Genomic DNA, 18,976 nt, shown 5'->3' with positions numbered 1-18,976 from the left:
TCTCCTTGCCCTGGAAGCGAATCGGCGGACGGTCAAGGTCGATCGTCTCCCGCGCCCGGGGGGTGAGTGCAGAGCCGAGCAAGGTACCGGAACCGAGGTAGCGGCTAATGCCCTGGATGGACGAGGACAGCAGCCCCTGGAAGGGCTCCGAGGTCTCACCGCGCCCTCTGGACGGTGATGAACTGCAGGACGGCCAGTCCTCGGCTCCGCCCGAGCCGACGGCGCTGCAGCCTGTGGCGGAGGGCGAGTTCCCGGACGACCTGGCCGAGCTCACGCCGGAACAGGTCGCCACGCTGGGTTCGGACCCCCGGATCGCCGCCGCGGCCCAGCAGCCGCAGAACGTCTCCGACATCCTCGCGGAGCAGTCGGCCATCGACCGCGGCGTGGACGGGCAGGGGAAGAACCCGTACGGCGACGCGGCGCTGCGGGGCGGGCCCGTCAAGCTCAACAAGGACAACCCGCTCGGGATGCAGCGGGCGCTGGAGGCCGCCGCGAAGGCCGCGCAGCTGGCCAAGGACCTCAAGGCCCCGCCCACCGGCACGCCGTCGGAGCAGACGCCCCAGAGCAACCCCAAGGAGGGGCTCAAGAAGGCGGCCGGCGAACTCGCCGAGGGCAAGCTGCGCGAGGCGGCCGCGAAGAAGGGCCTCCCGGCGAACTACGTCCCGTCGATGCCGGAAGGCGACAACCTCGGAGAGAAGGGCCTCAACCTTCTCGGGCAGGCCGCCGACATCGGCGCTCGCGCCCTGGCCGACCGGTACGCGCCCAAGGTGTACGACGGCGTCAAGGACTCCGGTGCCGGCGGCAAGGCGCTCGACAAGTTCGAGCAGTCCAACATCGGCCAGAAGATACCCAAGTCGTTCTGGGACGGCTTCCGGCGCCGGAAGGGCGGCGCGCAGAACACGGCCGGCGCCGGCCAGCAGAGCAAGGACAGGGCCGACGGCAAGAAGTCGGAGAAGGACAAGAAGCGCGGCAAGCTCAAGGTGATGCTGGCCGCCAGCGTTTCGATCCTCGTCCCGTTCCTCTGCATCATCCTCATCGCCGGGATGCTCCTGGGCGTCAACGTCGACGACGACGTCCCTGAGTCCCAGCCCGAGCAGACCTCGGACACCAAGGTCGCCGAGTACTTCCCCGGCAACTGGCAGCGGATCCTCAAGCAGGCGTCGGAGCAGACCTCGGGCAGTGCGCAGGACTACTCCGAGGTCCCCTGGACGATCCTGGCGGGTCTCGCCAAGGCGCAGACCGACTTCGCCCGCTACAGCCCCTACGACAACGTCGACCGCGACCCCGGGCGCAAGTCGAAGGAGGTCCCCGGCGGGAACGGCTCCGGCGACGGCACCGGCGGCGTGGACGTGAACGTCAGCAACACCGTGGGCGCGGGGCCGGGGCCGGTCCAGGGGGTGACCGGCGCGGGCTCGGCCGCCACCGTGCCCGGCACCGGGAGCGACCACGTGGCGCCGCCGGACGGCGATCTCAGCCATCAGCTCGGCTGGTTCCTCTGGGCTCTGCGGATGCAGGAGTCGAACGGCGTCTACGACCGCAATGCCGGGACGAACAAGAGCACCGCCTGTGGTGCCTACCAGTACATCACCAGCACCTGGAACAACTACGGGGGCTACGCCAGGGCGTGCGAGGCCCCGCCGAGCGTGCAGGACCGCCGGGCCAAAGAGGACATCCTCAAGGCGTGGAACAAGTACCACAAGTGGCAGCCGATCGCGGTCGACCACTTCACGGGGAGTTGGGGCCCCTACCCGGAGAAGTGGGACCAGTGCCCGGGGGCCTGCGACTTCAACCCGACGGCCTGGAAGTACGTCGACGGCGTCATGACGAAGATGCGGGCCGCGGCACAGGCGCACCCGGCCGGCTCCGGCGGCACGCAGCCCGCCTCGTACAGTGTCGAGCCCGCCGGGCCCTGGGCGCAGACCGCCGCGCTCCGCGTGGACAAGGGAACGTCCGAGACGGGGAGCCCCGGCCTCCGCGCCTGGGGCTGCGACGTCGACAACCCGGACCCCGACATCGGCGGCAAGGACAACCAGGGCAGCGGGCCGTACCTGCTCAATCCCGCCGCCTCGGGCCAGATGCGGTCGCACGGTCTCGATCCGCAGAACCCGTGCCAGTCCTCGTACTTCGTGGCCTTCGAGCTCGTCAAGGCGGCGGAGAAGGTGCACCGCGACCCGAAGAGCCCCAAGTGGAAGCCCGACGGTAACGAGAAGGACCAGGAGAACGCCCGCAAGTACTGGAGCAAGGTCATCGCGACCTCCGGCATCTTCGTGGAGCGCACCGCCAACCCCGAGGGGCCCTGCGCCGTCCCCCCGCCGGACGATCCCGAGAAGCCGTGGTCCATCAGCTTCAAGATCATTTCGATCTGGCGCTGCGAGACCAACCGCCTCCAGAACCTCTACCTGGTCACCGGCGCAAAGTCCCAGGAAGGCGGATACAAGTACTCCGTACAGGACAATCGTCCCGCCGCGGTCGAGACACTCGTCAACGAGGCGATGTCGGTCAGCTACGGAGCCGGCAAATGGAAGACCGAGGGGTGCGACAACGGCAAGGACTCGCGCCAGGGCATCTTCCCGATGACCAAGAAGGAGGCGGAGGAGGCCGGCGTCGAGGACCGGTGCGATGTCGACAAGAACATCGCCGGCGCCGCCAAGCTGGTGCTGTCCGTCGAGAAGGTCCCGCCGGAGGAGCGCCCGCACGACCTCGGGGTCTTCCAGCCGATGGTCGGCGGCTGGCAGAAGCTCAGCATCGCCATGGGCACCGACCTCAAGCTGTTCTCGCAGATCGGCCCCGGCCAGAACACCTTCGAGGCGTCGGACGAGTGCCTCACGGTGATGAGGAAGTTCCTCACCGACATCGCCCCGTTCGCGACCGAGTTCGCGTCGCTGAAGAAGCCTCCGGACTCCGACAAGGTGTACAGCGAGTGGAAGCCGAAGCTGGACAAGCTGGAGGAAACCCACGGGATCACCGACCCCGGCAGCGATCTGGCCTGCATGGTCGGGTCCTGGGCGCCCGGCTTCAACAACACGCTCGCCCAGATCGCCACCGACCTGGCGGGGAGCGGAGCGAACGGCACCAACCTCAACGGCCTGGGCAACTACTACCAGGGCAGGGAGGACGCCAACAAGGAGACCCCGCCGGTCGTCGGCGAGGACACCCTGGTCATCCCGCGGCTGGCACTGCGTCCGCTGAAGCCGGTCGGCGCGCCGGTCGCGCCGGACGCGACCGAGGCGTGGTCCCGCCTCGGCAACACCGAGGGCGTGCTGCTCCCGCTGGAGCAGGTCGCGGTCGAGTACGCCTGGTTCTTCGGCGGCGTCATCCCCCCGTTCAACAGCGCGGGCAAGCTGATCGGCTCGCTCGCCACCGGCGGCGGCGGCGCGGTGGACAACGGCACCGTGCAGGTGACGGTCGGGCCGGACGGCTGCCCCGAGAACGCCCCGAACAACACCCTGCGTGAGGGGGCCAAGGAGATCGGCATCCGCAAGCTGTGCGTGGACTCGGTGGCCCAGGCCCGCACGCCTCAGGCCGCGATGGCCATCAAGTGGGCGCTCACCCACCTCGGCTGGCCCTACGCCCCGCTCGACTCGGGAAAGCGGAACGACCCCGGCTGGGCCGACTGCTCCAGCTTCGTGTCCAGGGCCTACCGCGACAGCGGCGCCATTCCGAACCTGTACCCGAAGGGCAGCAACGCCCCCGTCACCACCACGTTCGTGGGGGCCCGCTGGACGCACAAGATCTCGCTCAGCCAGGCGAAGCCCGGAGATCTCGTGGAGCCCCACTCCGGCCACGTGGCCATGCAACTGGCCGACGGCTACAAGGTGCACACCAACCAGACCGGGGACGTCTCCAAGGTAGAGCGCGCCTATTCCGGTGCTTACTGGGTCGGCTGGATCGACCCCAGCAAGGTGTGAGACCTCGCCCATGACGGCCGCCGATTCCGCGTGATCTTGATCACGCGGAATCGGCGTAACGGCCGTTTTCTTTTGTGTCGTCGATCCGCCTACAAGACTTGCCAAAAACAGTCACAGTGCACCTTCCACTTGCGAGTGAGGTGTGCTGTGCGCGACAATTGATGAGCACATTGCAAACAGAGCCGACCCGGCCCCGTTCGCATCTCATCAGACGCGCACAGAAGCCGGGTCCATCACCCGGCTTCTCGCGCCTTCACCGAAAGGAACAACCGTGAACAGCGCGAAGCCGAACAACCGACGCATCCAGCTCATCGTCCTGGCCGTCGTGGCCGCACTGGCCGCCGCCGGCCTGACGTTCGGTCTCATCAAGATGACCGGCTCGGACAGCGACGGCGACCACGCCGACCCCAAGCCCACCGCGACGGCCCCGGCGACCGAGAACCAGCCCCGTCCGGTCATCGCGATGGTCGAGCAGGGCGAGCAGCACGCCCTGCTGGCCTTCAAGGTCTACCCCCAGGGCGGTCAGGTGACCGGGACCTACACGCTGGTGCACTTCGACGGCAACGGCCGCAAGGTCGAGGACCCGAAGGCGAAGGCGTTCAACGGCGTGGGCACGGGCAACACGTTCGAGCTCAACGGCCTGGGTGACTACGGGCCGGTCAAGGGCACCCTCTCCGCGGACGGGACCCGCCTCACGTTCGACCAGACCTTCGGTGTGGAAGAGACCGAGTGGCAGGTCATCGACTCCGAGAGCGTGTTCGACGGCAAGGTCAACGAGTACGCCAAGAAGTTCGAGTCGTGCTCCAAGAAGCACGACTACAACCCCTGCGAGGGCGTCAGCTGAACGCCCGCGCAGGCGCAGGTTCCCCGAACCTGCGGGAACACGACCCGAACCCCGACGACGACCGGCCTCCACCCCACAGCGGGGCGGAGGCCGGTTCTTCTTGCGGCTCGGCGGTTTCCGGCTAGGGCCTTTCGCGAAGTGGCCTCGGCCATGCGCGCGAACGCGTGAACTGGCCGGTGGAGCGAAGCCGGAGGCGAGCGGAACCGGGCAGATCGCGAAGCGATGCCGCGTTCGCCCCAGGCCCGGTCACGCAGCGAGCCGCCAGGCGAGCGAAGCGGGCCGGGACTGTGAAACACAGCCGCCAGGCGAGCGAAGCGGGCCGGGCCTGTGGAACACGGCTACGTCCTGGACATCTCGTCCCGGTACATGTCCCGCAGCACCCTCCGGATGTCGACCGGAGTGTTCGCGTTCGCCGCCAGCCGGGGGTCGACCTGGGTCATCCGCCTGCTGTCCTGGAGAGACCGCTCCAGGTCGCTCAGCCGGTCGAGCACCGCCTGGTTCTCCGAGCGTTCGCCACGGCCCTGCCTGTCGAACATGTCCCTCAGGTCGTCGAGGTTGCGGATGATCGCCGCTGCGGCTCCGGAGTCGGTCGGCCGCTGGGAGATGGCACCGACCAGCCTGTCGATCTCCTGGTGCACCTGCTGCTGCGCCTGCTGGTTGCTCTTGGTGATCTGGTCGGCGAGCCGCGTCAGCTCACCGGCGTCGATCATGCTGCTCGGATCGGCCATCTGCACCCGCAGTTCGCAGACGCCGCGCGCCGAGCGGGACGCGTCGACCGCGTCCCGGAACATGGCGCTCAGCCTGTCGACCTGCTGGGCGGACTCCCGCTGCATCTGGGTGAGCCGGGCGTACTCCTCTCCGAAGAACTCCCCGGTGATCGCTCCCGTGTTCATCGTGTCGTGCAGGTTCTTGGTCTCCAGGGCGATGCTCGCCATGGAGCGGATCTCCCCTTCGAGCTGGCGCTGGAGGTTGCCGGCCGACGCGAAGGTGCCGTCCGGCATCTCGATGCGGATCGTGTTGAAGTCTCCGATCTCTCTCCGCGCAGCGGTCATCACACCGCTCACCGCCTCCAGATCGCGGTGCTGGCGAATGTCGCGGCTCGGCATGTCGACGTCATTGGCCCAGTCCCGGGCCGCCTCCACGGCGGCGACCTCCCCCCGCCGGGGGGCGATGGTGATGCGTGAGATCTCCTCGTCCTTGCCCCCTTCGAGCCAGCGCTCCACCCGCACCTTCACCTCGGGAAGGCGCGTGTCGAGGCCGTGGGCTTCGAGGACGTTGACGATCTCGCCTTCATCGGTGATGTAGCCGCGTTCCCTGAGCTGCGCCGTCATCCGGGCGATCTGCTGATCCTGGGTCTCCATGACCCCGTCGGAGGTCATCTGGGCCCGCCGGTCGCGCGCGGGGAGGAACAGGTGCGGGAGCATGCCCAACTGCTCGGCGGTGATGCCCTGGGGCCGGCCGCCCGCGAACTCCACGTTGGGGGCGAGCAGTCCCTGGTTGCTGACCGCGAGCTGACTGGCGTTCAGCCCCATCGCGTTCGCCGCGTCGGCGAGCGCCCGCATCTTCTCCTCGTCGTTGACGAACCCGGTGAACTCCGGGTTGAGCCCGCCGGGCTGCCCTTCGCCCCACTGCCGGGCCCGCAGCATGTTCAGGCCCTCCTCGGCGTGCTGGCCCATCAGCCGCCGCTGCTCCTCGGAGTCGCTGACGCGGATGATGTTGCGATGCCAGTCGTCGGCCTGCCGCAGACCCGACCGGGCGCTCCCGGCCGTGGGCATGCCCGCCGCGGAGATCGCCTCCATGCCCGTCCCGTCGCCGCCGGCGCCGGAGCGCACGCCTCTGACGCCGTTGACCCCGGCCTGGATGCCGCGCCCGGCCGCGGCGGAGCCGGTGAAGGCCATCAGCGGCAGCGTCGCCAGCACCGCCGGCGGCGCCACCATCGTCAGGCCGGCCAGGCCGGCGGTCAGCCCGGCGTACGCGGCCGCACGCTGCGCGGGCGACCCGGACGCGGCCTTGCGCTGCAGGGCGTTGACACCCTGCTGGAGCTTCGCGCGGCTGCCGTCGTACTTGTCCTTCGCCCAGTCGGTGATCGGGCGGGTGGCTCGCTGCGCCCCCCGCTTCGCCACACCGGCGACCGCCCTCGTCGCACGGTTGTTGAGCATGCGCCGCTGCAGCGACCGCTCGTCCAGGGCGGCCAGCCTCGCCTTGCCCACGCCGAGGCGGCCGAGGCGCTGGGACACCTGCTGGCCGGCGTTGCGCGACAGCCTCCGATCACCACTGCTCCGCAACACGATGGCCGAGGCGAACCCCGTGGCCCCTGTGGTGGAGGAGATGTCCCCCAGGCTCAGGATCTTGCTGATCTTTCTGAACAGGAACAGCGCCACCAAGGGGGCCGCGCCTTGCGCGACCTGCTGGAAGAAGTTCGGTGTGGCATCGTTGGTGGTCGCCTCGATGGCCTGGTACGTGGTATCGGTGAGCATGGTCAGGAACGTCAGCCCGAGGGTGAAGAGGGCATCACCCGCCGCCGCCGCTCCGGTGAGTTTGAGCAGTCTCATGCCTTGCGGCAGGCCTGCTCCTATCAGCAGTAGTGTCAATGGCAAGATCATGACTAGTCCTGCCAAACCCACACTGGACACCGTCATACCGATCGCCATCGGTCCCATGACGAACAGGAAGACGAAGGCGACGATCATCGACATCAGGCCCTGGGTGAGCCGCTGGGCCTGGTTCTTGCCCAGCCAGGCGCTGACGAAGTTCCAGTCGGCCTGGCAGGCCGGCTCGCTCGCGTAGCAGTTCCCCAGCTTGTCCTTGAGCTCGTCGTCGCCGTTGAAGTAGAACGTGCCCATCGTGCCGTTGTCGCAGAGGAAGCAGAGCACGTCGATGCCGGCGACGCTGAACTGGTGCCCGCTCTTGTCATCCTCGTAGGTGACGTCGCTGTAGAGCTTCTCGCAGGCCTTCGCCTTGTCCTTGGTGTCGGTGGCCTTGTCCCACTGCGGGATCGTGTGGGCGCTGCCGAGCCCGTCGTCGTTGGCCTTGCAGGCGCCCCAGGCGATCATGATCATCTGCTCGTCCGCGGCGGGGTCGATGAAGTACCCGCGGGCCGAGTTCGCCGTGGTCCTGCCCTTGCCGTGGCCGGTGGCCAGGTCGTAGGCCTCCAGCTTGCTCTCGGTGCTCACGTCGGCGTTGGCCTCGAGCCAGCGACAGGAGGCATGAGCCGGCGAGGGGAACTGCTTCGTCCCTTCGCCGAACTGCGCGGCCTGCCAGGAACGGACGAGCGAGATCTCCCACATCTTGCTCACCTGCACCATCGCCTGTTTGCCATCGGCGAGCGAGGTCTTCTCGTTCCGGCTCATGTACTCGGTGTTGAGTTTCTCGTCGAGTTGCGCGCAGGTGACCTTGCCCGCTCCGCCGTCCGGATGGCCGTCGTAGAACACGGGATTCGTAGCCACGCCGTCGTTGACTCTGCCGATCTGCTGCAGGCTGTAAAGCGAGTCCGACATGGTCCCGAACCAGCCCTGGACGGTCTTGGCCATCCACGGGGCGGTGTACGCCGCCGTCGGATTGTCCTGGTGCTTGTCGGCCTGGTCGCCGATGAAGAAGATCAACCCGTTCGCGGCCAGGAACACCATGATCAGGCGCATCGCGGCCGCGGGCCCCCGGCGGTGGCCGCTGCTGGACCAGCGCCGGAACACCGCCGCCATGACGAAGATCCACGAAGGGATCAGGAACCACGCCGCGTACAGGGAGAAGGTGCGCACGACGGAGTTGATCGGATCCGCCGCCCGGCAGATCATGTCGAACGAGTAGCCGAACCCCATGAGCGCGCCGATGATCCGCCAGCAGAGCGCCGCCGCCATGAACATCAGGCTGGCGATCATCGAGACGAACCGCTGGGTCTTGAAGATCCGGGCGTTGTCCACCACGAAGAGCTCGAAGGACGTCCACCGGTGCAGCGGCAGGAAGGTCCTGGCCTCGTTGTAGACGTCGCAGTCGTCCTGCTTGATGTCGTAGGTGGGAACGTCGTCGTCCGGCGCCGCCGCGAGCAGGCGCCCGCCGGAGCCCGTCCCGGGCTGCGCCGCGGGGGCGTAGGAAGCGGAGGGCGCCGACGGCGCGGAGGGCGCCGGCGCTGCGGCAGGCGCCGACGGCGCGGCGGGCGCGGCCGCGTGCGACGACCGGCCGCCGGACCCGAACCCCTCGGTCTGCCCGGAGAGCAGGGCCAGACCGCCGAAGACGGTCAGCGCGAGCACCCACACCAGGAGCTGGACTCCACGGCGCGGGCTCTGGCGCGCCGGCTTCGCACCGCCCGGCTCCACCCGGTCGGGGCGGCTCTGCTTCCGCGGGTCGCCGCGGCGGGCCGGGCCGGGCCTCAGCCGACGAGCCATGGGTTCTGCTCCTCCCCCGCCCGCGGCGGCGCGGCGGTGACGTCGTGCCCCGTGTGCGGCGCGGCGTTGATGTCCGGCCCCGCCTGAGCCTGGACCGCGCCGTTCTGCCCCGGCGGCGCTGCGGCGCCGGGCTGTTCCATCCGCGCGGCCGCGGCGACGGCCGCCTCGTACTCGGCCCGCTCGGCCTCCTCGCGCTGGCGGCGGTCCTCCTCGCGCTTGCGGCGGTCCTCCGGGTTCGTGCTGTACGCCTGCGCCGCCTCCGGCGGCGTGGGTCCGAGGACGACCTGGGCGTGCCGCCCGAACAGGTCACGGAAGATGCCCCGCGCCCAGCGCGCCGGTTTGCCGTCCTCCGCGGGCAGCGGGCCGAACTCGCGGATCTGCGCGAGCCGTTCGGCGGTCGGCTGCAGGCCGCACAGCCTCAGCGCCGTCTCCGCCTCGCGCTTCTCGTTCAGCTTCAGCACCAGCACACGGCTCAGATAGGACTCCAGGTCCTTGGTGACCACGTCCGCGATCCGCTGGGTGAGGAACACCGGCATGATGTTCAGCGACCGGCCCTCGCGGGAGATGCGCTGCAGCGAGGCCAGGCCCTCGGCCTGCGAGAGGAAGGTCCACGCCTCGTCCACGATCAGCACGCCCGAGCGGTTGGCGATGAGGATCTCCAGCGAGGCGCGGATGACCAGGCGCACCGCCGCGAGCGCGATGCGCTCCGACACCGAGTACTCGCTCGGCGTCTTCCCCTCCGGCAGGCCGAGTTCTCGGTCGAAGTCGACCAGCGTGAGCCGCTGCGACATGTCCAGGCGGGGCAGCGGCTGGAGGGCGATGCCGAGGGAGAACATGGAGGACGCCTCCATCTGCTGCTCCACCAGGCCGCGCACCCTCTCGGCGTCGTCGCCGGGGACGTACTTCAGGGCGTCCCAGACGCAGCGCGCGCCGTTGAGCGCGCCCCGCTTCAGCCCGGAGCCGAGCGCGAGCCGCTCCGACAGCGAGAGCCCGTCGCGGGAGTCGTCCAGCGCGGACAGGATGTGCACGTTCGCGATCTCGGCCGCGATCGTCGGCGGCGCGTACCGGAACGGGTCGAAGGCCCCGGGCGACTCCTCCAGCGCCGACATCGACACCCGGCCGGCGGGGATCCCCAGCCGCTGGACGTAGTCCACCATCCCGTAGAGGGAGTCGCCGCCCTTCGGGTTCACGAAGATCACCGGCAGGCCGTTCAGCGCGGCCTGGGTGGCGACGGACTGCGCGAAGAAGGTCTTGCCGCTGCCCGGGTCCCCGAAGATCCCGAAGACCGGCGGCAGGTTCTTGCGGGGGGCGCCGAGCGGGTCGACGAAGAACGGCGTGCCGTCCGGGTCGATGAGCCCGCCGTAGACGCCGAGGTCGTCACCGAGGTCGGAGAACGCCTGGAGCCCCGCGTGCGAGACCATCGGCACGTTGACGTCCTGCAGGAACGGGTTCACCCGGACGGACGAGCAGGGGAGGGTCTCCTCCAGGGCCTGGATCTGGCGGTGCTCCAGCGCCTTCATCTGGATCCCGTAGTACTGGGCGAGGAACTCCATGTAGGTCTCGGTGGCGTCGGTCATCTCCCGGGCCATGATGAAGCTGCACCTGGCCAGCATGGGCTGGTTGGAGTTCGCGAGGTAGTCCTCGACCTCCTTGGCCTGCTGGAAGGTCTGGGAGAGCTCGACCTTCTCCAGGTCCTGGGTCTTGCGCTCCTCCTCCATGTTGGACATGATCCGGCGCTGCGCCCGTCGGGACCTCGCCCGCGTCAGGTTCGCCGGTTCGAGCTCGGCCCTGATCGAGATGACGTGCGGGGCGTCGCCGGGGTGGCTGATCACGTCCAGCGCCCACTGGGCCTCCGGGGACGGCATGACCGGCTGGTCGAACCGCATGACGGCGGCCATCTCCAGCTCGCCGATGCCGGTGACGCCGAGCCGGGTCGGCATCTCCTCGATCACCGCGTCCGGGCCCCGCCCGAGGTTGTACCAGGACTCCAGCTGGTCGAGCTCCTGGCGGGTCGGCTCCTGCGCGTCCGCCCGCTTGAAGATCGAGGTGATGTGCTCCATGTCCTTCTGGTAGTCGGACAGGTCGGGGACGTCGTCGGCCATGGAGTCCTTGACCAGGTCGGTCAGGGCTTTGATCGTCCCCATGCCGCCCTGCGAGCCCTTGCCCGCGCGGGACGTCTTGTCCATGAGCGACGACCGGAGCTGCACACCGACGAACAGGACGCGCTTCGGGGCCAGGAAGCCGAAGGCCTCGGCCTGGTAGGCGCGCAGTTCGTCGGTGTTCTCCTTCGGCGGGGTGACGAGGTCGTCCCAAGTGATCGAGACCAGATGGACGTTGCGGTTGTTGGACAGGGTCGCCAGCCCGCCCACGGGCTGCCGCGACGTCCGGCCCAGGTCGCCCAGGAGCCTGGCCAGCGGCGCCGCCATGGACAGCTGCTCCGCCGGGTCCTCCCACTTCATCGGCGACAGCCGCACGGTGCGGTACATCCACACCTCGCCGTTGTAGCCGACGTAGACGCCGTCGGCGGTACGCCAGGCGTACGGAGTGGTCCACATGGTGGCGGTGTCGGCCTCGGAACGGCCTGCGCGGCTGGTCCCGGTGACACGTCCGAGCGCCGCCCTCAGGTTGACCATGTGCTGTCATCTCCCTGGTCGTGTTGGCTCTCAGGGAGACAGTCCGGCAACCGGGGCTGGCGGCATCCATCATTGTCCGCACAGTCGCTAATAGAGATTCCGGCCGCTTCGCCGACCGGGTGACAACCAGAGCGCTGAGGACACTGAGTGATGGCAACTGCGCCGAACCTCGTCGTCGCGGGGGATCCGGGCGTCGCCCGGAGTTTGCGGGAGACCGGCCGGTTCTCCGCGGTGTACGACGCCGCCTCCGCGGCGGAACTTCGCGACCTGTCCAAGAGCGGGCGGGTCGGCTCCCCTGCCGCCTTCATGTTCGCCCCGGGGTTCGTCGAGGACCTCCCGGGCGCCGGCGTGTCCGTCCTTGCGAACGGGCTCGCCGGCCGCGGATTCACCGTGCTCGTGCACGGATACTTCGCGGAACGCGGCGACACCTTCGCACCGGGCGTCCACGTCATCGGCGGGCAGCTCAAGATGTCGGACCTGCTGGCGCTGTTCGGCATCGGGGGTCCGCCGCCGGCCCAGCCCGCCGCCCCGCCACCGGCCGCGTCCCGGCCGCCGGCCGCGTCCCAGACGCAGGCCGCCGGGCAGCAGCAACCGGTGGCCCAACCTTTCGCGGCCGCCCCGCCGCCCGCCGAACAACCGCCCGCGCAGGCACCCGCAGAACAACCGCCTGCCACCGGTCAGCCTTCTGCCGGGGGTTGGAACCCGAACCCGGCGCAGCCTCCGTCCTTCGCGCAGGGGCCCGGTGCCGCGCCGCCGCAGGCCGCCGAACCGCCCGCGCCCTCCGCCCCGGCGCCGAACCACCAGCCGTGGGGCGCTGCCGCGCCCGGGCAGCAGGGGTTCGCGGGGCAGCAGCCCGTCCCGGGAGGCCATGCGGAGCCGGCGCCGGACCAGGGGTCCGTAACGAGGCAGGACCACAACGCGATGCCGGCCCAGCCGTCCTCGAACGGGTGGCCGGGCCCCCAGCAGACGGCGGCGGCCGCCCCGCAGGTCCCCGCGCCCCCCGTGCCTCTGGGGCGGGTCATCGCGATCGCCTCGGCCAAGGGCGGCGTGGGCAAGACCACGACGGCCGTGAACCTGTCGGTCTACGCGGCCAGGCATCTGCACGCGGCCGGCCGGCCCGGGAGGGTGGCGCTGGTCGACACCAACTTCCAGCAGGCCGACGTCGCGCGGTACCTGAACGTGGAGTCGCCGACGGTCCTCGACATGCTCCGGGTGAACGGATCACTCAGGGTGGAGAACGTGCGCACCCATCTCGCGCACATCCCGGACGCCGACCTGTTCACCCTGCTCGGGCCGCAGGACGTCACCATGGCCGACCCGGCGCTGATCAACGCGATGCTGTACCGGCGGATCATCACGGTGCTGCGGCAGGCGTTCGACTACGTGTTCGTCGACACGCCCGTCGCCGAGCTCTTCCACATGACGTTCACCGACCTGATCCTGCCCGAGGCCGACGCGATCCTGGTCCCGGTCGAGCCCAACCGGGTGACGCTGGAGGCCGCCCGCGCCTGGCTCAGCGCGATCACCATGGCACGGCACTCCCGGAGCGGCGGCGTCGACCCCGAGAAGCTGTCGCTCATCCTCAACCGGGCCCGCGCGGACGTGGACTGCAGCCCGGAGGACGTCATGGACCTGATGCCCGGATGGCGGTTCGTCGGCATGATCCCGGAGGACCTGGAGTGGACGCAGGCCGCCAACAACCGCCGGCTGAACGCGCTGCAGATCGGCCCGGACCTGGAGGCGACCTTCCGCGAGATCCTCCAGTTCGTCACCGGGGACCCGGTGTTCGGCCAGCCCATGGCCGCGCATTCGGGGGGCGGCCGGGGCGGCATCTGGAAGAGGCTCCTCGGCATGGACCCCAAGTGATCATCCTCGAACCGGCCCTATCACAAGAAAGGAAGCGGCCATATGGCAGCGCAAAATGAGCCCGCCACCGGAATGGACTTCTGGGCGGCCATCGGCGTCGGCCAGGAGGAGGACGATGGGCCGGAAGAGCAACCCTCGCAGGACAAGCTCCTGGTGACCGGCGCCCCTGCCTCCGCGCCGGCGGACACGGGCACCGCCGCACCGGCGGACACGGGCGCCGCCACAGGTACCGCCAACGGTTCTGGCCCGGGTTCCGAGACGGGAGCCGACCAGCGGGGTCCGCAGGACGACTGGGCGTCACTGTTCTCCGCCTGGGACGACTCCGCCAACGGCGCCGCTCCCGCACCGGGGCGACCGGCCGCCGGATCCCCGTCCGACCAGGCGGTGGCCGGGGCGGGCGCCGGGGCGGGCGGGGCGGGCGCCGGGGCGGGCGGGGCGCAGGCTCAGGCGCCGTCGGCCGCCGCGAAGCCGAAGGCGCAGGAGAGGCCCCGGAAGCAGGAGGAGCCCGCGGACGCGCCGGCGGAGCAGCCTCCCGAGACCCCCGAGGACGCGCAGAGCGCCGAAGCCCCGTCCGCGCCGAAGGCGGGCGGGACGGCGGAGGCCCCCGCGTCCGCGCAGGATCACCGGACCACGCGCAGCACGCCCTTCAGAACGGCCGGGCATGCCACCGAGACCCCGGCACCCGCCCAGGCTCCGCAGGTCGAGCAGGTCGAGCAGGTCGAGCAGGCCGCCCCGCAGGTCGAGCAGACCCCGCAGGAGCCCGAGGATGCCGCCACGCCCCAGCCGCCGCCCGCGGCCGACCCGGCGTGGGCCATCGCGGAGCGCATCGCCACCACGCTCCGCCCCCGGGTGGCCGAACTCTGGCTGGAGGTCCTCACCCGGCACACGGGCGGGGATCCGGCCATGGCCAGCAGGGTCTACCACGTACTGAACGGCACCCACCTGCTCGGCGAGCTGATGCGCGACGAGACGATCGACGAGGTGCACGTCCACGGGACCCAGGTGACCGTCTGCGGAGCGCGCGGCATCCGCCAGATCCCGGGGTTCCCCAACCTCGCCGCGTCCCGCCGGGCCGTCAAGACGATCACGGCCTCCCGGGAGAAGCGGGGCCTGGTCGTCTCGAAGGTCAACGACTCCGTCGTGATCAGCCGGCGGAGCGGCACGGTCCCGAACACCAACGCCCTCGTCGCCAGCGGCGTCGTCGGCGGGGACCAGCTCGCCCGGATCCGGCAGGCGCTGCAGCAGATGCAGACGGTGACCGTGACGGGCCCGGCCGCGCGGATCGTCATCCGCGCGCTCGCCTCGTTGATCCCGGAGGGAAGCCGCGTCTTCCTCGGGGCGTACGCGACGCTCCCCGCCGGGTGCGTCACCGCGGTGAGCCCGATGGAGGCCGACTACGTGCTCGGCGTGCGCCCGGGCGCGGTGGCCGAGGAGATGGCGGGCGCGGGGCAGGTCGGCGGCCTCATCGCCAACCCGGAGACGCAGTTCCCGGCGGCGCTGCGGTTCGCCGTCACGGGGCCGTCCGCCGCGCCGGAGCGGCTCGTCGACCGCTGACCGCCCACCGGAGCCGCGGCGCCGCCCACGGCCCGCACCCGGTTCCCCAGGAACGACGAAGGGGCGCCGCTCGCCATGTCCGGCGAGCGGCGCCCCTTCGGGTGTCGGCTCAGTCGCGTGTCAGCTCAGGTGCACGGCGCGCTCGTGCTTTCCCTCGCCTATCTCCAGCACCCTCGCACGCGCCGCCGCATCGGCCAGCGGCGCGATGAGACGGGCCAGGGGGGCGCGCTGCGGGGTGCCCGGTATCGCGGCCAGTTCGGTGACCCGGCGCACCCCCGTCGCCCCGTGCAGTTCGAATCCGCGGACGGGGTGGGCCCAGAGCCTGCCCTGCGCCGTGTCCATCACCGGCACCGCCCGATCGCCGGGGGCGACGGCGATATCGCCTAAAACCCAGCCGGTCCGCTGCGCCGCGTCGGCGTAGGCGATGACCTGCTCAAGGTCACGCCGCAGCCGCGACACGCAGGAGCCGCCGAACGTGACCGGCGGACCGGCCAGCGCGACGGCGTCGCGGCATCCCAGCCGGCCCGCGATCTCGGCGACCCGTTCGAGGACACTGCGGTGAACGTGGCCCACCTGCTCTCCATCCACGGTCAGCAGCACCACGTTCGCGCGGCCCTGCGAATCGGCCATCGGTTCCCCCTGCCCGGGCGGCCCCCCGGCCGCCAGGGACGGTTCAGGCAGTACGCATGTCCACGACGCGGTCGGAGTCGAGGATGAAGCTCGCGGCCTCGTCCGGAGTGACCCCCAGGACGTCGATGACCAGCCGGATCGGACCGACCTTCTCGGCGTCGCAGCGGTGGCACCTGGTCCGGTTGTCCCCGTACACCTTCATCGAGGGGTTCTGGTCGCCGTTGCTGTGCCTGCTCGGACGCGGGCAGTGCCACAGGTTCCCGTCGTCGGAGGAGGAGCCCAGCCGCGTCAGCACCGTCCGGACGTCCACCGACTTGGCCTCGGCGATCCGCTTGTTGTGCGGCGAGACGGGGACGGGCGGCACCATGTCGGCGCCGCGGCGCCCGGCCCGCAGCTCCTGCCGGTACTTGGCCGCCTCGCGCCGCAGCTTCTCCAGGTCGACGCCCTGGGTCGGGTCGTCCTTGGTGACCGGGGCGGGCTCGTTGCCGGTGGACAGGTAGGGGAACCGGTCGTCGGCCCGCCGCCGCAAAGCCGCGACGAGCACGAAGGTGGCCAGCGCGTCCCGGGCCGAGTCCGGCGGGACCATGCGCAGCCGCGCCGCGTACCGGATCACGGTCGCGGCCTCCGGGGTGACCAACTGCTGCGCGCCGGAGCCGACCTGCACGGTCGGGACGCCTTCGGCGTCCTGGCCGCCGACCTGGCCCCACTCCAGGTACCCGGGGGGCCGGCCCGCGTCGGTGAAGGCCTCCCCCTGCGGGTCCAGCCGCGAGAACTCGAGGACGGTCCCGCCGGCGTAGGCGTCGACGCGGCGGCCGGCGAAGCCGCACAGTGCCGCGTACGGGACGAGGCAGTTCGGGTCCTCGGGCGCGAGGTAGATCACGCGCGATCGGAAGTCGGCCGCGGTCAGGCCGCTCGCCCGCAGGCCGGCGATGGTCGCGGCGATCACGTCCTCGTCGTCGCCCGGAACCAGGTCGACCGACTTGACCCCTTCGATCGCCGGAGGTGAACCGGTGGTGCGAACGGCCAGCACGTAATCGGTCAACTGGTGCATCTGGTCTCCTTTGTAGTGTGCCGCCCCCGTGTGTCACGCATGACTGTCCACGCGACGGGGCGAGCCGCATGCTTTATTTGTCAACCGGTTCGTCGGCGCTCGTCGTCCGGTCCTCTGGTACTTGCCGATCCGACCTGGCCCGAAACGGTTATGACTGAAGAGTGGACACCGGCCGGGGCGACCGGTGCCGCACCTGGCCGGAATCGGCCGGGTGCCGACGTTACCGCCGGCCGTCCGCGGCCGGTGGCTGGACACGGAGAAGGGTGCACAGTGCCAACGCAAACCAAGGAAGAATTCTACGTCCGGCGCCTCTTCGACGACGACGTTCCCGTGTTCGTGGACGCGACCAAGTACGTCCGGCAGGACCTGCCGTACCCGCTCAGCGCCAAGAAGGCGCTGAAGGCGACCTGCGGGGTGCGGACGGACAACGAGGTCCTGGCGTTCAGCCTGCGCAACTACACCGGCAAGCAGGCCGAGCGGGAGGTCGAGCACGTCGAGAGCACCGTCGCCGGGCGGGTGACGGCGCAGAACCAGCTGCGGCTGCGCATGCCGCGCAGGACCCTGCACGGCCTGAACGAGACGGCGCGTGCCCTGTCGGTCGTCCTCGGCGACGAAGTGATCACCGAGCTGGACGGCGACCTCTACGTCCTGACCCTCGCCCGCGCCGGCAACGAGGGGACGCTGGCCCTGGCCGGCAAGCTGACCAGGTCGGAGGGCGGCTTCGTCCGGTCCGACGTCAGCGACGCCGACACCGAGTTCGAACTCCCCGTCGCGGGGGTGCGGCTGCGCATCTTCCTGCGCTCCCCCGTCCGGGACCGCATCATCGCCTACGGGTTCAGCGGCTACCTCACCCGCAAGCCCGGCGAGATGGAGACGGTCACCCGGGCGACCGCGCTGGCCATCAACAGCATCCTCGGCCTGGCGACGTTCCGGATGCTGTCGCAGCTGGACCACGTCGACGTCCCGGCCGTGCCGCGCGGCAACGCCGTCCGGCAGCGCAAGCCCGCCGAGCAGGTGACCTTCACGATCCCGGCGCTGCTGTTCGCCGACGACGGAACGCCGGCGGCCCGCGGCCGCGTCGCCGCCGAGATCGACCTGGACCAGGTGGACCCGGTGACCGGCGGCCTGCAGCTGCACGTCACGGCGGGCGACCAGCTGGAGTGGAACCCGGCGGTGGCCGAGACGCTGAAGTTCGAGGCCTACGAGCGGGTGCTCACCGAGACCATCGCCGCCATGCTGCACTCGGCCGTCGGCGTCGACACGGTGCGCGACCTGGCCTACGACATCATGCTGGGCGACCTCGGGGCCGAGGGCATCGCCCGCCTGCGCGCCGCGACCACCGACCTGCCGGGCCTGGCCGCCAAGCCCAACCAGGCCGAGGTGCGGTCCGCGCAGCCGGCCACCGGCGTGCCGGCCGCCTGACGCCCGGCGCGGACCGGCGCCTCGCCTCGCACCGTTCGTCCGGACCGGTGGTGCCAGACCCCTGGCGCCACCGGTCCGGACGTCCGCACCGGCCCTCGCGCGATACGGGATCGTCGCGCGGCGGGTTCCGGCGGGGGACGGAGCCAGGCTTTAGAGTCTCCGTGTAGCGGCCCCCACACTGGAGACGACGGTGATGACGAACCCACCGGACCCTGGTCACCCTCCGCGTTCGCAGGCGCCCGGCGGGCCTGGCGGGCCCTATGGTCCGCCTCCTGGCGGGCCCGCCGGTCCCTTTCCGGGCCCCGGCCCCGTCCCCGGGCCCCGCCCTCCCGGCCCGGCCTCCGGGTTCCAGGACCCGCGGCAGGGGTGGGCGCCCCCGCCCGGCGAGCCGAGGGGCGGGAACCTGCTCGGGGGGCTGTTCGACCTGAACTTCGACAACATGATCACCACGCGGGTGGTGAAGATCCTCTACGTGCTCGCGCTGATCCCGATCTCCCTGTTCTCCCTGCTGATGGCGGTGTACGGGCTGGCGTGGATCGACGACAGCGCGGCGTTCGGCTACCTCCTCCTGCTCGCGTCCCCGTTCGTGTGGCTCTTCCAGGTGTTCGCGACCCGGATCGTCCTGGAGTTCGTCATCAACCAGTTCAAGATCAGCGAGTATCTTCGGGCCATCAAGGACAAGGGCTAGA

General features: G+C 70.7%; 10 protein-coding genes. 6 read left to right on the top strand and 4 right to left on the bottom strand.

The window, feature by feature from the left end; genetic code table 11:
• Positions 1-116 precede the first annotated feature (116 nt).
• Both BJ999_RS08545 and BJ999_RS08540 read left to right on the top strand, forming a co-directional pair.
• Positions 117-3,908, top strand: coding sequence for an NlpC/P60 family protein (locus tag BJ999_RS08545; protein WP_179832784.1), 3,792 nt, complete (start codon positions 117-119; stop codon positions 3,906-3,908).
• Positions 3,909-4,179: 271 nt separating this feature from the next.
• Complete coding sequence (locus BJ999_RS08540) at positions 4,180-4,752, top strand: hypothetical protein (RefSeq protein ID WP_179832783.1); 573 nt, start codon at positions 4,180-4,182, stop codon at positions 4,750-4,752.
• Positions 4,753-5,090: 338 nt separating this feature from the next.
• Here the strand turns inward: BJ999_RS08540 and BJ999_RS08535 are convergent, their stop codons facing one another.
• Entirely contained in the window at positions 5,091-9,131 is a 4,041-nt protein-coding gene (locus BJ999_RS08535; RefSeq protein ID WP_179832782.1) for a hypothetical protein, read from the bottom strand.
• Complete coding sequence (locus tag BJ999_RS08530; protein WP_179832781.1) at positions 9,116-11,764, bottom strand: ATP-binding protein; 2,649 nt, start codon at positions 11,762-11,764, stop codon at positions 9,116-9,118. Before BJ999_RS08530 ends, BJ999_RS08535 begins: the two co-directional genes overlap by 16 nt.
• Before the next feature lie 150 nt (positions 11,765-11,914).
• Between BJ999_RS08530 and BJ999_RS08525 the strand changes: the two genes are divergently transcribed.
• On the top strand, positions 11,915-13,630 hold the full coding sequence (locus BJ999_RS08525) for a CpaE/TadZ family protein (protein WP_179832780.1): 1,716 nt from the start codon (positions 11,915-11,917) through the stop codon (positions 13,628-13,630).
• Positions 13,631-13,672: 42 nt separating this feature from the next.
• On the top strand, positions 13,673-15,184 hold the full coding sequence (locus tag BJ999_RS08520) for a hypothetical protein (protein WP_179832779.1): 1,512 nt from the start codon (positions 13,673-13,675) through the stop codon (positions 15,182-15,184).
• A gap of 120 nt (positions 15,185-15,304) precedes the next feature.
• Here BJ999_RS08520 and BJ999_RS08515 read toward each other — a convergent pair whose 3' ends face one another.
• Both BJ999_RS08515 and BJ999_RS08510 read right to left on the bottom strand, forming a co-directional pair.
• Entirely contained in the window at positions 15,305-15,814 is a 510-nt protein-coding gene (locus BJ999_RS08515; protein ID WP_179832778.1) for a hypothetical protein, read from the bottom strand.
• A 43-nt stretch (positions 15,815-15,857) separates the two neighbouring features.
• Complete coding sequence (locus tag BJ999_RS08510) at positions 15,858-16,865, bottom strand: hypothetical protein (RefSeq protein ID WP_179832777.1); 1,008 nt, start codon at positions 16,863-16,865, stop codon at positions 15,858-15,860.
• A 270-nt stretch (positions 16,866-17,135) separates the two neighbouring features.
• Here BJ999_RS08510 and BJ999_RS08505 point away from each other — a divergent pair, with 270 nt between their 5' ends.
• A complete protein-coding gene (locus BJ999_RS08505; protein ID WP_179832776.1) occupies positions 17,136-18,287 on the top strand; it encodes a hypothetical protein in 1,152 nt (383 codons plus the stop codon).
• A 193-nt stretch (positions 18,288-18,480) separates the two neighbouring features.
• Positions 18,481-18,975 carry a DUF4282 domain-containing protein gene (locus BJ999_RS42890; RefSeq protein WP_268247798.1) on the top strand — a complete coding sequence of 165 codons (495 nt, stop codon included), beginning with the start codon at positions 18,481-18,483 and terminating at the stop codon, positions 18,973-18,975.
• The last annotated feature ends 1 nt before the right edge of the window (position 18,976 follow it).

Origin of the sequence: Actinomadura citrea (genome assembly GCF_013409045.1) — a bacterium.
Taxonomy (GTDB): Bacteria; Actinomycetota; Actinomycetes; order Streptosporangiales; family Streptosporangiaceae; genus Spirillospora; species Spirillospora citrea.
The sequence above is the reverse complement of the archived record's forward strand: the minus strand, read 5'-3'. Positions and strand labels throughout refer to the sequence as shown.

Bases quoted from the DNA above. Each gene is read 5' to 3' on its own strand.
- BJ999_RS08545 (WP_179832784.1), top strand. From the start codon at position 117: ATGGACGAGGACAGCAGCCCCTGGAAGGGCTCCGAGGTCTCACCGCGC.
- BJ999_RS08535 (WP_179832782.1), bottom strand. From the start codon at position 9,131: ATGGCTCGTCGGCTGAGGCCCGGCCCGGCCCGCCGCGGCGACCCGCGG.
- BJ999_RS08530 (WP_179832781.1), bottom strand. From the start codon at position 11,764: ATGGTCAACCTGAGGGCGGCGCTCGGACGTGTCACCGGGACCAGCCGC.
- BJ999_RS08525 (WP_179832780.1), top strand. From the start codon at position 11,915: ATGGCAACTGCGCCGAACCTCGTCGTCGCGGGGGATCCGGGCGTCGCC.
- BJ999_RS08520 (WP_179832779.1), top strand. From the start codon at position 13,673: ATGGCAGCGCAAAATGAGCCCGCCACCGGAATGGACTTCTGGGCGGCC.
- BJ999_RS08515 (WP_179832778.1), bottom strand. From the start codon at position 15,814: ATGGCCGATTCGCAGGGCCGCGCGAACGTGGTGCTGCTGACCGTGGAT.
- BJ999_RS08510 (WP_179832777.1), bottom strand. From the start codon at position 16,865: ATGCACCAGTTGACCGATTACGTGCTGGCCGTTCGCACCACCGGTTCA.
- BJ999_RS42890 (WP_268247798.1), top strand. From the start codon at position 18,481: ATGACGAACCCACCGGACCCTGGTCACCCTCCGCGTTCGCAGGCGCCC.